Raw genomic sequence first — 13,860 nt, 5'->3', positions numbered from 1 at the left:
TCTGATCCCCCGTAATCAGCCGCTCGCGTCACTCCGGTCCCGAGCCGGACATGCGGCACGCTCATGCCCGTACGGCCGATAGTGCCGGACGTAAGGCGCAAAAGATGAGGATCCGGAGAATCCGTCTCACATATCCCGGGCGTCCCACCCGCACGCACTCGTACCGTCTCTTTGCCGGCTGCTCAACCCCCGGTCGCCCAGGCATCGGCGTCCGGGCATTCGTGGAGCGCTACTCTGCCGCTCATGAGCCTGCTTTCCGTCGCACACCGGGCCGGCAACACCCTTGCTGACCTGCGCGCCGCGCTCGCCGCCGACGTCGACCTCGTCGAGGCCGACGTGCACCTCTATCGCGGTTCGCTGGAGGTCCGGCACCGCAAGGCGATCGGACCGCACCTCTACTGGGAGAAGTGGCTCGAGGTGCACCGGCGGCGCGACCTGGTCGTGCCGACGCTGCCCGAGGTGCTGGCCACCGCCGCCGGCGACCCGAGGTTGATGCTCGACCTCAAGGGCCCGTCACTCGCGGTCGCGCCGCTGGTCGCTGAGGCTTTGGGGGAGTACGCGCCGGGCGTACCGGTGGCGGTGTGCACCAAGCAGTGGACGATGCTCGACGCGTTCGCCGGCCAGCCGCACGTGCGGCGGATCCTGTCCGCGAGCGACCCGCTGCAACTGGCCCGCCTGCGCGCCCGCCTGCGCCGCGGCCGGGTGGACGGAGTGTCGATCCGGCTGCGGCTGTTGTCCGCGCCCATTGTCGAGGAACTGCGCCGGGCCACCGACACCGTGCTGGCCTGGCCGGTGGACTCGCCGTCCGCGCTGGCGCACGCGCGGCGGATCGGCGTGACGGGCGTGATCAGCAAGGACCTGCCCATGCTGGCCGGCCTCCGCCCGCCGAGGCTGCCGGACGTCGAGCTCGCCGCCTGAGACGCCGGTGAGGGGAGAGCGGCTCAGCACCCAGGCACCGGTGCCCAGCAGCACGGCCGCGCCGGCCAGGGCGGCCCGAGGGCCGGCACCGTGGGGAAGCGCCGCGTGGAAGGCCAGGATGCCGAGCAGGTAGCTGGCCACGGGATTGGTGACCGAGCCCGCGGTCACGGCGGCGGCCAACGAGCCGGACGCGAACGCCTGCTGGCCGAGCACCAGAGCGCCGGCGATCGCGCCGAGCAGCGCGTACATCGGCCAGTGTTGGATCGTCACCACCACGCCGCGTTCGGCGACGCTCTCCGAGGTCACCTTGAGCAGGACCGCGGCCAACGCGGAGCAGAGGGCGCCGCCGACGGCGAGCAGGGTGGCGTAGCCGGGCTTCCAGGTCGCCGCCACGGTGACGAGCAGGCCGGCCAGGGCCGCAGTCAGGACCACCGCGAGCAGCACGCGACCAGGGTCGGAGTGTCCGCCTGCGGGCACCGCGCCGCGGACCGAGAGGAACAGCGTCAGCGCGCCGACGATGGCGGCGGCCGCCAACCAGTCACTGGCCCGCGGCCGGCGCCGGGTGCGCCGCGCGCCGAGCGGCAGCGCGAAGAGCAGTTGGGTGGCCAGCAGCGGCTGGACGAGCGCGACCGAGCCGAGGTGCAGCGCGGCACCCTGCACGCCGGCGCCCAGCGCACCGGCGACCTGGCCGGACAGCCACATCGGCGAGCGCAGCAACCGGTGGGCCACCCCGAGCAGCGGCAGCGGCCCGCGCCGGACCGGTTTCGCGCGCGCCACCCGCTGGGCCGCGTGCTGCTGCAGCGCCGCCGCGACCGAGAGAAGGACTGCGGCCGACAGGCCGAGCAGCACGACGAGAAGCATCCGCACCTCCCGCCGCGAACGATCTCACAGCGAAGCCGCCGGGCGGCCGGGCTGTCCCGATCGGTCATCGGAAGTTCATCCACGTCCGCGTGACGCCGGCACGCGGGTCAACGCTTGATCAACAGAGCGTCCGGGGTACGCCCGGCGCCCGTACCGGAAGGTCGTTCCATTGTTCGGGGCAAACGGGGTTGTTCGGAGTCTGCTGTTGGCGTGCGTGGTGGTGGCGGCGCTCACCGGCTGCGGCGCGGAGGGCGCGAGCGGCGGTGCGTGGGTGCCGGCTCCGCCATCGGCCGCGCCACCCTCGCCGACCGGCCCGGAGCGGCTGGCGAAGATCAGTTCCGCGTGCCAGATCCTGCCGGCGAGCGCGGTGGTGAAGGTCCTCGGCTCGTCGTCCACCACCAAGCTGAAGGCGCGCGAGCTTCCGGTCGAGGACGTCGGCGAGGCGGGCGTCGGCTACGTCTCGGACTCGATCCGGATCGTGGTGGTGACGCTCCCGTACCAGGAGGATCTGCGCCTGGTCCTGTTCGCCGCCCCGAAGATCGTGCCGCAGGACAAGATGGTCCAGGTGATCGAAGAGGTCGTGGCGAAGGTCTGAGGTCAGCCCACCGCGTCGGCGTAATCGCCGTCCAGGCCGGTCGCCTCGTCACCCTGCGGGTCGTAGACGACGAGGCCGTGCTTCTCGGCGAGCTGGAGCACGACGTCCACGGCGTCGTCGCCGACCGGGGAGTGGACGATCGACATCGCCACGTGGTCGACGCCGACCACCAGCGGGGTGGTCACCCAGGGCGAGTCACCGTCGTACGCCGGGTCGTCGCTGAAACCGGCCCGCAGATCCTCGTAGAAGGCCGCGATCCGCGGGTCGGGGTCGCCCTCCACCCGCGGCCGGCCGACGGACCGATCCGCCATTGCCCGCACATCGTCCAACGTCGCCGTGGTCCCAGCTGCCAGCACTACCAGATCGAAGCTCACGACCACATGATCCCTTAGTCCCCGTACGTGCGGACGAGTGGGATCGGTGCGGTCTGCCGATCGGGGTCCCGCGTACGGACGATCGGCCTCGGCCGAACGGTCAGCAGTTCCTGATGTACCAGATCGGGTCCCACATGTACCCATGCCCGATGTTGTCCGGCGTGATGGTCGTCAGGTTGTTGTGGTACTGGTTCCTGAAATAGGACCGTATGCCGTTCGGCCCCGACGGCCGCTGGTTGTTGTGGTAGAAGCCCAACGAGTACCAGTCGATCAGCGTGTATTCGTAGCAGTTGAACAGGTTGAACTGCCGCCAGGCGCCGATCCTCGCCGACCCGTTGCCGTAGACGTACAGGTAGTTGGGATCCCATACGACAACGCATAGGTTGTCGACCGCGCAGTTGTAATAACCATCGGGCGGAAAGATGACCGGCGTGAGCCGCGGCGTGATCTGGGGCGTCCGCGCAGGCACGGCGGCCATACGCGCCACGGCAGCCGCCGACGGCGCGGGCGGGGCTTTGAACCGGGTGCCGTTGCCTGGGTCCGCCAGTGCGGGCGTGGCGGCCACGACCGCCGCCAGCGACGCCATCAGGACACAGATAGTGCCCATGCTGAAGATTCTCCGGCTCATCACACGCTCCCCGCGACGCAGTGACCATCCAATGATGAGCGTCAGTGTTTCCGGGCGTCGCGTCAATGGGCCGAAGGGTGTGACCGTCTCACTTCCCGGAGGGCTGGGCCGAACTCAGAAGAACCGACGCCGCTTACGGCGCCCCATGCCGAGCAGATCGGCGAACTGCCGCATGCTCCTGGTCACCCCGCTGGGTCCGCGGCGGGCTTCGACGACCTGACTGACTTTTCGAATCCCGGCGGCGGCCAGCGGCAGGGCGACCGCCACGACGGCCCAACGCCTGACAACGGTGGCGAGCATCTGTGGTTCCTCTCCTCGGACGGACGGGCTGATAGCTACTAAATACCCCGTCGGGGGCCGATTACGCAGGCGCATCTTCCACGCGATCCGGGGTAATCCGGGCGTATGGCGATTCAGCGGCGGGTCGTCAACCCGGTCGTCCGGCTCGCGTGGACGCTGCGGCTCCCCATCCCGGGTGACGCTCTGCTGGAGACGACCGGGCGGCGCTCGGGCAAGCCGCGCCGCACACCGGTCTGCGACGGCTCGGACGGCGAGGCCTTCTGGCTGGTCTCCCAGCACGGCCGCGACGCCGACTGGGTGCGCAATGTGGAGGCCGATCCCCGCGTCCGGGTCAAGGTAAGTCGCGGGCGATGGCGCACCGGCGTCGCTCGCCTGCTTCCCGACGACGACCCGGCCGAACGCCGACGGATCCTTGCGCACGCCGGCCTGGCCCGCCGACTGTGCCTGGCCACCGCGGGGCTGTCCGACACCAGCCCGTTGACCGTCCGGATCGACCTCGACCCAGACTGACAGCGACAGGGCGATACGGTTTTGGCCATGCGTCCGCGTCGAACCCCGTCGCGGAACCAGCTCCACGAGGCGAACGTGACCCTGCTGTCGCGGGCGATGATCGAGATCCGGTTGCTCGCGAACCGACCAGAGCACGCGACGCATCCCGACGGGCACCTCGCCCAGATCGCGGCGATCGCCGATGTCTGTCACCACCTGCCGGGAGCCGGCCGGACCAGCGGCGGCGGCCTGGTGTGGACCTGGCAGACGGCCGACGAGTTCCAGCGGGCGTGGCTGCGCTCGCGGCTGGCCGAAACGAACGTCGACATCGCCTTTCTCGAGGCGGCCCCGGCGTGGCCACCGCCGGGAACGGCCCCCGACCTCCGGCCTTCGTGGAACCGCTGGCGGTGGCCGCGAGATCCGGGTGCGTTCGTCTCCGTCGACTCGGACACGCTGGCCAGGCTCGTCCGCCAAGGCGAACCGGACGGCCCGCACGCCCTCCTCGATCACCTTCACCCGGGCGCACGCCACATCATCCGCGCGCGGCGTCCGGGCGAGACGTTGTTCCGCCCTGACGGTCCCGGCGACGTACGCCAGTACCGCGCCGTCGTGACCATGCGTGACGGTGCTCTGATCGTCGCCAGTCCACGGCTGCGGGCCGGCGACATTGCCGCGTTGCCCGCCAACCTCGGCCTCTTCCGTCGCCTCGTCCTCGCCGCCGTTCCGAAACGCCGCCGCGAACGCGATCTGTACGTGTGGGGCCGGGATCACCACCTGTAGGGCGGCCGGCAATCGGCTTGACGGTGGCCCCCGGCGGCAAGTTAGCCTCTCCTAACTTGTCGTAGGTGGGGTGGAATGGCAGAGGCGAACCCGACCCGCCGGCTCATTGGTGAGATGTTCCGGCGCCAGCGCCGCGGTGTCGCGCTGACTGCCGGCTTCTGGTCGTTGCATCAGGTGTGTGAGGCGCTCGTACCCGTGGCCATCGGTCTGGTCATCGACCAGGCTGTCGGCACCGGCTCGACGTGGGCGATGGTCTGGTCGGTCCTCGGCGTCTTCGCGTTGTTCACCGCGCTCACCATGGGCTGGCGCACCGGGCTCTGGTTCCTCTCCAAGGCCGAGCTCGAAGAGGCGCACGTCCTGCGCCTGCAGGTCGTCCGGCGGGTGGTCACCGGGCGGGGGATCAGCACCGAGCGGCAGACCGGCGAGCTGTTGTCGATCGCGACCTCCGACACCCAGAACGCCTCGGAGCTGTTGGAGATCGGCAGCCGGGTGGTGTCCGCGTCGCTCGGGCTCGTGGTCTCGACCGTCGTGCTGCTGCGGATCGACTGGTCGCTCGGCATCGGGCTCGTGATCGGCATCCCGATCCTCGTGCTCGCCCTCAACGCGCTCGGGCCCGTGGTCGAACGGCACACCTCCGCGAAGCAGGAGTCGCTCGGCCAGGCCGCCGGCACCGCGTCGGACCTGCTGACCGGGCTGCGGCCGCTGCGTGGGTTCGGGGGTGTCGAGGAGGCCGCGCGCCGCTACCGCACCGCGAGCCGTACCTCGTTGCGGGCCAACATCGGTGCGATCAAGGCCGGCTCGGCGTTCGTCAGCGTGTCCACCTTCACCACCGGCCTGCTGATCGCCGTCGTCTCCGCGCTTTCCGGCTGGTTCGCGTTGCGCGGCCGGATCACCATCGGTGAGCTGATCACCATCGTCGGGCTGGCCGCGTTCCTCACGGACCCGGTGCTCAACCTCGCGCACTGCGTGTTCCAGCTCGCCACCGCCCGGGCCAGCGCCGCCCGGGTCGCCGAGGTGCTCGCCGCGCCTGAGCGGGCCGCGTCCGGAAGCACACCCGCCAAAACCGGCCAGCTGGTCCTCGACGACGTGCACACCGCGGGCCTCGACGGCCTCAGCCTCAAGGTCGACCCGGGGGAACTGCTCGGCGTCGTCACGACCGAGATAGCCGCCGCGGACGCCGTCACCGACCTGCTCGCCGGCGCCCGGGTGCCGGAGCGGGGGAGCGTGACGCTGGCCGGCACACCACTGCAGGAGCTCGACATCGCTGACCTGCGCCGGGCCATGCTGGTCGAGCCGCACGCGGTCGACCTGTTCGGCGACAGCCTGCGCGAGGCGCTGCGCACCGACGACGGGCAGGTCGACGACGGCGCCATGACCGAGGCGATGACGGCGGCGTCCATGACCGACCTGGGCAAGGAGCTCGACCATGCGCTGCTCGACCACGGCTCCAACCTCTCCGGCGGCCAACGGCAGCGGGTCGCGGTCGCCCGGGCGCTGCTCGCGGACCGGCCGGTGACCGTCTTCCGCGACCCGACGACCGCGGTCGACGCGGTCACCGAGCACGCGATCGCTGAAGGCGTGCGGGCGCACCGGGCCACCGGCGGGCGGGCCACCGTGCTGGTCACCACCAGCGCGCCGCTGCTCGACCGGTGCGACCGGGTGGTCTTCGTCGACGGCGGCCGGGTCGCCGGCACGGGACGCCATCGAGATCTTCTCGACCTTCCCGCGTACGCGGATGTGGTGCTGCGATGACCGCCGCCATCCTGCCCGTCGCGAGCGGACGCGCCACCGCCGCCGCGTTCTGGCGCAAGCTGCGCCGCTATCCACTGCTCGGACTGGCCTCCGTGCTGGTGTCGGCGGCGGCCAGCGGATCCGCCGTCATGGTGCCGATCCTGCTCGGCCGGCTCGTCGACCTGGTCGCCGACCGCGGCAGCACCCATGACCTGCTGCGCATCGCGGCCTGGACGCTGGTCGCCGGTCTGTCCGCCGCGGTGCTCACCGGCACCGCGCGCTGGCTCGTCGCCGAGTGGGGCGTACGCGCCTGCGCCGACCTCCGCGAGGAGGTGCTCGACCACGCGCTGCGGATGGACGCGGCCCGCCTCGAGGCTGCCGGCTCCGGCGACGTCGCCTCCCGGGTCACCGACGACGTCGAGCAGGTCACCGACGCCACCCAACTAGCCGCCGACGTGTTCGGTGCGCTGGTCACCGTCGCCATCACCTTCGCCGGGTTCGCCACGCTGGACTGGCGGATCGCGCTGGCCTTCCTGGTCGTCTTCCCGGTGTACGCGGTCAGCCTGCGCCGCTTCCTGCCCCAGGCCGAGGCCCGCTATGCGGCGGAACGGCGCGCGGTCGCGGTCCGCACCCAGAGCCTGCTGTCCACATTCCACGGTGCGCGCACGGTGCACGCGTACGGGATGGAGGACCGCCAGGGCGCCCGCGTCGAGCAGGCCTCCCGCGGCGCCGTCGACGCGCGGCTCAAGGCGGTTCGCGGGTTCCTCTGGTTCGCCAACGTGATGAACTACGCCGAGGCGATCGGCCTCACCGCGGTGCTGCTCGCCGGTTTCCTGCTGGTCCGCGCCGACGCGAGCACCGTCGGCGAGGTGACCGCCGCGGCCCTGCTGTTCCACCGCCTGTTCGGCCCGCTCGGCATGCTGCTGGTCACCTTCAACGACGTCCAGTCGGCCGGCGCCGCGCTGGCCCGGCTGGTCGGCGTCGCGGACCTCGAACCGCCCGCCCGGCGCGGCGGAGACCGGCCCACGACGCGGCCCCCGACGAGCGTGGTCGCGACGGCGGTCCGGCACCACTACCTCGACGGTCCGACCGTGCTGCACGACGTGTCGGTCGAGATCCCGGCCGGGGAGTCGCTGGCCGTAGTCGGCGAGAGCGGCGCCGGCAAGACCACCCTCGCGGCCATCCTCGGCGGGGTCTTCCCGGCCACCGGCGGCGACGTGCTCCTCGGCGGCCGGCCGATCCAGGACCTCGCGCCGGACGAGCTACGCCGCGTCGTCGGCGTGGTCACCCAGGAGGTGCACGTGTTCGCCGGCACCCTCGCCGACGACCTGCGCCTGGCCGTGCCGGACGCGACCGACCAGGACCTGCACGCCGCGCTGAAGCTGGCCGGCGCCGACGAGTGGGTGGCCGCGCTGCCCGACGGTCTGGCGACCCGGGTCGGCGACGGCGAGCACCCGCTGACCGCCAGCCAGGCGCAGCAGCTCGCCCTGGCCCGGATCGCGCTGGTCGACCCGCCGGTGGTCATCCTCGACGAGGCCAGCGCCGAAGCCGGCAGCGCCGGTGCCCGGCAGCTCGACCTGGCCAGCGCGGCCCTCTTGGCCGACCGCACCGCGATCGTGGTGGCGCACCGGCTCACCCAGGCCCAGACCTGCGACCGGATCGCCGTCATGGCGCACGGCCGCATCGTCGAACTCGGCACACCGGCGGACCTGATCGCCGCCGGCGGCGCGTACGCCACCCTCTGGGCAGCCTGGCACCGCTAGAAGCTAGGCCGGCACGATCATCGGCGTACCCGCGACCGGGTCCGGGACCACCAGGCAGCTCAGGCCGAAGACGGCCTCGACCAGGTCGGCCGTTACCACCTCGGTCGGCGGGCCTTCAGAAACAATCTTGCCGTCGGACATCGCGATCAGGTGGTCGACGAAGCGGCAGGCCAGGTTGAGGTCGTGCAGCACCACCACGATGGTCTTGCCCGACTCGGCGTTGAGCTGTCGCAGCAGGCGCAGCAACTCGACCTGGTGGTTGATGTCCAGGTAGGTGGTCGGCTCGTCGAGCAACAGCAGGTCGGTGTCCTGGGCCAGCGCCATCGCGACCCAGACCCGCTGCCGCTGCCCGCCCGAGAGCGACTTGATCGGCCGGTCGATCAGGTCCGCGGTGCCGGTGGCGGCCAGCGCCTTGCTGACCGCGTCGTGGTCGTCGTCGTTCCAGCGCCGGAACCAGCCCTGGTGCGGATAGCGGCCGCGGGACACCAGGTCGGCGACCGTGATGCCGTCCGGCGCCACCGGCGACTGCGGCAACAGGCCCAACACCTTGGCGACATCCTGGGTACGCAGGTCGGCCAGCACGGTCCCGTCGAGATAGACGGCGCCGCCGCGCGGTGTCAGCAGCCGGGCCAGCCCACGAAGCAATGTGGACTTGCCGCAGGCGTTGGCGCCGACGATCGCGGTGACCTTGCCGTCGGGGATGGTCACGTCGAGGTTGCTCACGACGTCGCGGTCGTCGTACCCGAGAGTCAGCTCTTTCGTGCGCAGTCGGCTCAACCGCCCGCTCCTTGCCGGTTCGTGGTGGCCAGCAGCCACAGCAGATAGGGTGCGCCGACGGCGCCGGTCACGACGCCGGTCGGCAGGGCGGTGGGCAACAGGTGCACGGCCACCAGGTCGGCGGCCAGCAGGGTGGCGGCGCCGACCAGCGCCGCGGCGACGATGCCGCCGGTGGCCGGGCCGAGCAGCCGATTGGCGATCGGTCCGGCGACCAGGGCGACGAAGACGATCGGGCCGGCCACCGACACCGCCAGGGCGACCAGGACCAGGGCGGTGCCGAGCAGTGCGGCGCGGCTGAGCTCGGCCCGGGTGCCCAGCGTGCGGGCGGTGTCGTCGCCGAGGTCGAGGGCCCGCAGCGGGCGTTGCAGCAGGACGGCCACCGGCAGCAGCACCAGCAGCCCGCCGAAGAGCAGACGTAGCTCCGTGTCGCTGGCCTGGCCGACCGAGCCCGTCAGCCAGTGCATCGCCTGCCTGGCCTCGAAAAGCTTGGCGCGGGAGAGCACGAAGCCGATCAGGCCGTCGAAGAAGGCCGCGATGCCGATGCCGATCAGGATGAACCGGTAGCCGGTGACGCCGTCCTTCCAGGCCAGCACGTACATCAGCGAGGCCGCGAGGACGGCGCCGCCGAGGGCGAGGCCGCTGACCACGAGGCCGCCGGTGCCCAGCATCACGATGGCGACGACCGCGGCGAGGCCGGCGCCGGAGGTCACGCCGACGAAGTCCGGTGAGGCGAGCGGGTTGCGCAGCACCTGCTGGAAGATCGTGCCGGAGGCGCCGAGCGCGAGGCCGACACCGAGGCCGGCCATGGCGGTCGGCAGCCGAAGCTCGCGGACCACGAAGTCGACGCCGGCGTTGTCGGACAGGTGCAGCACCGAGGCGATCACGTCGAACGGGCCGATCCGGAAACTGCCGATCATCATGGTGACGACGAAGAGGGCGAACACCAGCACGGCCAGGGCGGTGAGCACGACCGTGGCCCGGGTGCCGCGGCGCCGGCGGTTGCGGCGCAGCGCGGCGGCCACGTCGACGGCGGGGGCCTCTACTTTGGACAGCGTTGTGGTCACTCAGGCCTCCGACAGGCGGGCGTAGCGCACGATCGCGACGAACGCCGGCGCGCAGACGACACCGAGGACCACGCCGACCTGCACCTCGTCCGGTGCGGCGACGACCCGGCCGAGCACGTCGGCCAGCAGCAGCACGATCGGGGCGAGCAGCATCGAGTACGGCAGGATCCAGCGGTAGTCCGGACCGCAGATGAACCGGGCCACGTGCGGCACGATGAGCCCGACGAAGACGATCGGCCCGCAGGCGGCGGTGGCCGCGCCGGCGAGCACCGCGACCACGGCGAACGCGGCGATGCGGGTGCGGCCGACGTGCTGACCGAGGCCGCGGGCCATGTCCTCGCCGAGTGCCAGGCCGTTGAGCGCGCGGCCGAAGCCGAGCGCGGCGACCAGGCCGACGAGCAGGAACGGCGCGACGCCGGTCAGGATCGGCGCGTACCGGCCGGCCAGCGAACCGACCTGCCAGAACCGCAGCTCGTTGAGGGCGTCCACATTGGTCATGATGATGCCGGTGGTGACGGAGGCCAGCCCGGCCGTGACGGCCGCGCCGGCCAGGGCGAGCTTGACCGGGGTGGCGCCCTCGCGGCCGAGCGAGGCGATCGCGTAGACGAGCACCAGGGCGGCGATCGCGCCGGCGAAGGCGAACCAGACGTAGACGCCGACGCCGCGCACGCCGAGCACGGTGATGGCGAACACTACGAAGGCGGCGGCGCCGGAGTTGATGCCCATGATGCCCGCGTCGGCGAGCGGGTTGCGGGTCACGCCCTGCAGGATCGCCCCGGCCACGCCGAGCGCGGCGCCGACCAGGATGCCCAGCAGGGTGCGGGGGACTCGCAGCTCGAGCGTGATGGTGCTGCTGATCGAACCGTCGTCGTCGAGGCCGCGCAGGGCGTGCAGCACCTCGGACAGGCCGATGTCGCGCGAACCCTGCGTCACGCTCAGGAACGCGACGACGGCGAGCACGCCGCACAGCGCGACGAGCCCCGGCCCGAGGGCAGAGGCTCGCCGCGCGACGCGCGTGGTCGCCGGTGGGCTAACCACCGACATTCGGATCCGCGGCCTTGACTGCCTCGGTCAGCTTGTCGAGCTCGGTGGCGAAGTCGCCGTACGTGTGCAGCCAGAACGCCGGCCAGGCAACCGTCGCGCCGGCCTTCGCAGCCTTGAGCTTGAACCAGGTCGGCTGCTTCTTGCCCCACTCGGCGTTGGCGGTCGGGGTGAACGAGCGGCCGTCCCACAGGATCAGGTCCGGCTGGTACTTGTCGGCGTTCTCCCAGCTCAGGTTCTCCCAGTACGGGAAGCCCGGGTCGGGGCTCGCCGGGTTGAGCACATCCATGCCGAAGTTCTGGAGGTCGAGCAGCTCGGGCGCGTACTCCGGGTTGGCGACGTAGACCTTGTCGTCAGCCGGCGACATGGCCGCGACGCTCAGGCCGGGCTTGGCCTTCACCGCGTCCTTGAACTTGGTGACCGACTCCTCGAAGCGCTTCTTGTTGGCCGCGATCTCCGGCTTGTCGACGTCGGCGCCGAGGCTCTTGGCCAGGGCCTCGTAGCCCTCGGCAAGCTCCACGATGGACTTGCCCTGGGAGACGCCGGTGATCGGAGCGAGCTCGGCGAGCTTCTTGCTCTTCTCGTCGACGCCCTCCTCCATGCCGCTGTGCGCCTTCTCCGCCGGCCACCAGTCGCCGACGATCAGGTCCGGCGCGAGCGAGGCGGCCTTCTCCACATCGATCTTGCCCCACTCCTCGCCGAGGATCGTAATGCCGGAGAGGTCCAGGTTCTTCAGGTTCGGATCGGTCTTGACGGACTCGTCGGAGTAGATCCCGACCGGCTTGATGCCGAACGACATGAGCGCCGCGGCCTCGCCCGCGTGGGCGATGATCCGGGTAGGAGCCTTGTCCGCCTTGACCTCTTTGCCGGACCCGCCGGTGAACGACCACGGGCCCGCGGCGGCGGCGGGGGCGGTGCCTCCACTGTCTGTGTTGTTGCCACAACCCGCGAGGGCGGCACTGAGCACCGCCACGGCGAGGATCGGACGCCACGCGCGCATGAGGGGTTCCGTTCTCTGGATCCGAGCAGGCTCCAGCGGCCTGACGGTTAGGGTAGGCTAACCATCATTGCGCTGGTTGGCTAGTCGGTGAGATCAGATTGATGCCCTCTGATCAGCGCTTCTCACGGACGCACGTTCTCGTTTCGGGCGAACAGGTTGTCCGGGTCGTACTTCCGCTTGACCGCCGCGAGTCGGTGGTACGTCGCCGGTGGGTAGATGCCGGCGACATCGTCGTCGGTGGCGGTCGACACGAAGTTGCCGTAGATGCCGTCGATGTGCGGCGCGAGCTTGGACCAGATCGCCTCCAGCGCCGGACGGGCAGCGTCGACCATCGGTTGCGGGCCACCGGTCACCAGAACGAACATCAGCTCTGCCTGCCGGTGGGCGTACGCGGTGGCATCGGCCGGGATCTCGGCGACCGCACCCCCGACGCTGCGCACGGCGATGAACGGCGAGTGCTCCGCCGCACCGACTTCGGTCAGGATCCGCAGGACGTCAGGCACCGAGTCCCGGTCGACGAAAGCACTGCGGTTCACGAGCGCGAGGCCCAGCGGCAGCGGTGCTCCGTCCATAAGGGAGTCCGCATAGTGCTTGAGCGCGACGTCGTCGTCGACCACGGTCCCGAGCCCGCGGATCGGGTCGAGCGCGGCGGCGGCCTCCTGCTCGTCGTCGCCGTCGAACATGACGTGGATCTCGACGGGAGCCTTGTGCCCGCCGGCCATCGGGTTGGCGAGGTTCGCCACCGAGGTGAGCCCTTCCGGCGCGGTGCGCATGTAGTCCGCCCATCCAGGCAGGATGGTCGCCGCCTCCGTGGCCGGGAAGGTGATCCGGCCGTGGAAGACATCGGTGGTCGGGTGGGCCACGAAGTCGAACGCGGTCACGATCCCGAAGTTGCCGCCGCCACCACGGATCGCCCAGAACAGGTCGGAATTCTCCGTCTCCGACGCGCGCACGACCTCGCCTGCGGCGGTGACCACCTCGGCGCCGACCACGCTGTCGAGGGCCAGCCCGTACTTCCTGACCTTCCAGCCGATGCCGCCGGTCAAGGCCAGCCCACCCACGCCGACGTCCTTGGTGTCGCCCGCCGAGATCGCCAGGCCGTGCGGCGCCAACGCGACCGCGGCCGGTCCCCACGTCGCGCCGCCCCCGATCCGCACGAGGTGGCGTTCGCTGTCGACGACCTCCACGTCCGCGAGGTCGCTCAGGTCGATCACGACACCGCCGTCGTTGGTGCCGAAGCCCGGAAAACCGTGCCCGCCACCGCGTACGGACAGCACCTTGCCCTTCGCGAACCTGACCGCGGCCTGCACATCGCCGACGTTCTTGGGTCGCAGCACCTGGGCGGGACTGCCCGACGCCAAAATGGTGCGGCTCGCGGACTCGTAGTCCGCCGCACCGGGTTCGATGATGTCGCCACCGAAGTCGCGGCGAAGCGTCTCGAACGCTGAGCTCATGGTTCGTCCTCCTAATAACTGGCTACATCCCTCCGACGTCGCAGCCCGGCGACTTGTCAGGTGCGCCTACCCGGACCTGGCCGCA

General features: G+C 71.3%; 14 protein-coding genes. 5 read left to right on the top strand and 9 right to left on the bottom strand.

Going from position 1 to position 13,860, the window contains the following annotated elements; genetic code table 11:
* Positions 1-513: 513 nt before the first annotated feature.
* Positions 514-1,779, bottom strand: a complete 1,266-nt coding sequence (locus BLV39_RS43505; protein WP_176985360.1) for a DMT family transporter — start codon at positions 1,777-1,779, stop codon at positions 514-516.
* A gap of 205 nt (positions 1,780-1,984) precedes the next feature.
* On the opposite strand from BLV39_RS43505, the gene BLV39_RS41605 reads away from it, so the two are divergent.
* Positions 1,985-2,374, top strand: coding sequence for a hypothetical protein (locus BLV39_RS41605; protein ID WP_143050135.1), 390 nt, complete (start codon positions 1,985-1,987; stop codon positions 2,372-2,374).
* A 2-nt stretch (positions 2,375-2,376) separates the two neighbouring features.
* Here the strand turns inward: BLV39_RS41605 and BLV39_RS41600 are convergent, their stop codons facing one another.
* The 3 genes from BLV39_RS41600 to BLV39_RS41590 form a co-directional block, all read right to left on the bottom strand.
* Positions 2,377-2,748: a hypothetical protein gene (locus tag BLV39_RS41600; protein WP_239084112.1), complete on the bottom strand. Its 372-nt coding sequence runs from the start codon at positions 2,746-2,748 to the stop codon at positions 2,377-2,379.
* A 100-nt stretch (positions 2,749-2,848) separates the two neighbouring features.
* Complete coding sequence (locus BLV39_RS41595; RefSeq protein ID WP_090804938.1) at positions 2,849-3,334, bottom strand: hypothetical protein; 486 nt, start codon at positions 3,332-3,334, stop codon at positions 2,849-2,851.
* Between the two features lie 156 nt (positions 3,335-3,490).
* Positions 3,491-3,676 carry a hypothetical protein gene (locus BLV39_RS41590; protein ID WP_090804935.1) on the bottom strand — a complete coding sequence of 62 codons (186 nt, stop codon included), beginning with the start codon at positions 3,674-3,676 and terminating at the stop codon, positions 3,491-3,493.
* Positions 3,677-3,781: 105 nt separating this feature from the next.
* On the opposite strand from BLV39_RS41590, the gene BLV39_RS41585 reads away from it, so the two are divergent.
* The 4 genes from BLV39_RS41585 (at position 3,782) to BLV39_RS41570 (ending at position 8,439) form a co-directional block, all read left to right on the top strand.
* Positions 3,782-4,186 carry a nitroreductase/quinone reductase family protein gene (locus BLV39_RS41585; RefSeq protein ID WP_090804933.1) on the top strand — a complete coding sequence of 135 codons (405 nt, stop codon included), beginning with the start codon at positions 3,782-3,784 and terminating at the stop codon, positions 4,184-4,186.
* 27 nt (positions 4,187-4,213) lie between these two features.
* Entirely contained in the window at positions 4,214-4,945 is a 732-nt protein-coding gene (locus tag BLV39_RS41580; RefSeq protein ID WP_090804931.1) for a hypothetical protein, read from the top strand.
* 75 nt (positions 4,946-5,020) lie between these two features.
* Positions 5,021-6,697, top strand: a complete 1,677-nt coding sequence (locus BLV39_RS41575) for an ABC transporter ATP-binding protein (protein WP_090804929.1) — start codon at positions 5,021-5,023, stop codon at positions 6,695-6,697.
* The gene (locus BLV39_RS41570; RefSeq protein ID WP_090804927.1) at positions 6,694-8,439 is read left to right on the top strand and encodes an ABC transporter ATP-binding protein; all 1,746 of its coding nucleotides are present in this window, start codon (positions 6,694-6,696) and stop codon (positions 8,437-8,439) included. Before BLV39_RS41575 ends, BLV39_RS41570 begins: the two co-directional genes overlap by 4 nt.
* A gap of 3 nt (positions 8,440-8,442) precedes the next feature.
* Here BLV39_RS41570 and BLV39_RS41565 read toward each other — a convergent pair whose 3' ends face one another.
* The 5 genes from BLV39_RS41565 to BLV39_RS41545 form a co-directional block, all read right to left on the bottom strand.
* On the bottom strand, positions 8,443-9,216 hold the full coding sequence (locus BLV39_RS41565; RefSeq protein ID WP_090804925.1) for an ABC transporter ATP-binding protein: 774 nt from the start codon (positions 9,214-9,216) through the stop codon (positions 8,443-8,445).
* On the bottom strand, positions 9,213-10,280 hold the full coding sequence (locus tag BLV39_RS41560; protein ID WP_239084111.1) for a FecCD family ABC transporter permease: 1,068 nt from the start codon (positions 10,278-10,280) through the stop codon (positions 9,213-9,215). The genes BLV39_RS41565 and BLV39_RS41560 overlap by 4 nt, the downstream gene beginning before the upstream one ends.
* Positions 10,281-11,324, bottom strand: a complete 1,044-nt coding sequence (locus BLV39_RS41555) for a FecCD family ABC transporter permease (RefSeq protein WP_090804923.1) — start codon at positions 11,322-11,324, stop codon at positions 10,281-10,283.
* Positions 11,311-12,321: an ABC transporter substrate-binding protein gene (locus BLV39_RS41550; protein ID WP_090804921.1), complete on the bottom strand. Its 1,011-nt coding sequence runs from the start codon at positions 12,319-12,321 to the stop codon at positions 11,311-11,313. Before BLV39_RS41550 ends, BLV39_RS41555 begins: the two co-directional genes overlap by 14 nt.
* A 122-nt stretch (positions 12,322-12,443) precedes the next feature.
* On the bottom strand, positions 12,444-13,775 hold the full coding sequence (locus BLV39_RS41545; protein WP_090804919.1) for an FAD-binding oxidoreductase: 1,332 nt from the start codon (positions 13,773-13,775) through the stop codon (positions 12,444-12,446).
* Positions 13,776-13,860: the final 85 nt, after the last annotated feature.

It is taken from the genome of Asanoa ishikariensis, from assembly GCF_900107455.1.
Taxonomy (GTDB): Bacteria; Actinomycetota; Actinomycetes; order Mycobacteriales; family Micromonosporaceae; genus Asanoa; species Asanoa ishikariensis.
Note: the sequence above shows the minus strand (reverse complement) of the source record. Positions and strands in the feature narration are given on the sequence as shown.

What these genes read in the sequence shown, in the direction of transcription:
- BLV39_RS41585 (WP_090804933.1), top strand. Translation starts at nt 3,782, where the DNA reads ATGGCGATTCAGCGGCGGGTCGTCAACCCGGTCGTCCGGCTCGCGTGG.
- BLV39_RS41555 (WP_090804923.1), bottom strand. Translation starts at nt 11,324, where the DNA reads ATGTCGGTGGTTAGCCCACCGGCGACCACGCGCGTCGCGCGGCGAGCC.
- BLV39_RS41570 (WP_090804927.1), top strand. Translation starts at nt 6,694, where the DNA reads ATGACCGCCGCCATCCTGCCCGTCGCGAGCGGACGCGCCACCGCCGCC.
- BLV39_RS43505 (WP_176985360.1), bottom strand. Translation starts at nt 1,779, where the DNA reads ATGCTTCTCGTCGTGCTGCTCGGCCTGTCGGCCGCAGTCCTTCTCTCG.
- BLV39_RS41550 (WP_090804921.1), bottom strand. Translation starts at nt 12,321, where the DNA reads ATGCGCGCGTGGCGTCCGATCCTCGCCGTGGCGGTGCTCAGTGCCGCC.
- BLV39_RS41545 (WP_090804919.1), bottom strand. Translation starts at nt 13,775, where the DNA reads ATGAGCTCAGCGTTCGAGACGCTTCGCCGCGACTTCGGTGGCGACATC.
- BLV39_RS41580 (WP_090804931.1), top strand. Translation starts at nt 4,214, where the DNA reads ATGCGTCCGCGTCGAACCCCGTCGCGGAACCAGCTCCACGAGGCGAAC.
- BLV39_RS41590 (WP_090804935.1), bottom strand. Translation starts at nt 3,676, where the DNA reads ATGCTCGCCACCGTTGTCAGGCGTTGGGCCGTCGTGGCGGTCGCCCTG.
- BLV39_RS41575 (WP_090804929.1), top strand. Translation starts at nt 5,021, where the DNA reads ATGGCAGAGGCGAACCCGACCCGCCGGCTCATTGGTGAGATGTTCCGG.
- BLV39_RS41595 (WP_090804938.1), bottom strand. Translation starts at nt 3,334, where the DNA reads ATGGCGTCGCTGGCGGCGGTCGTGGCCGCCACGCCCGCACTGGCGGAC.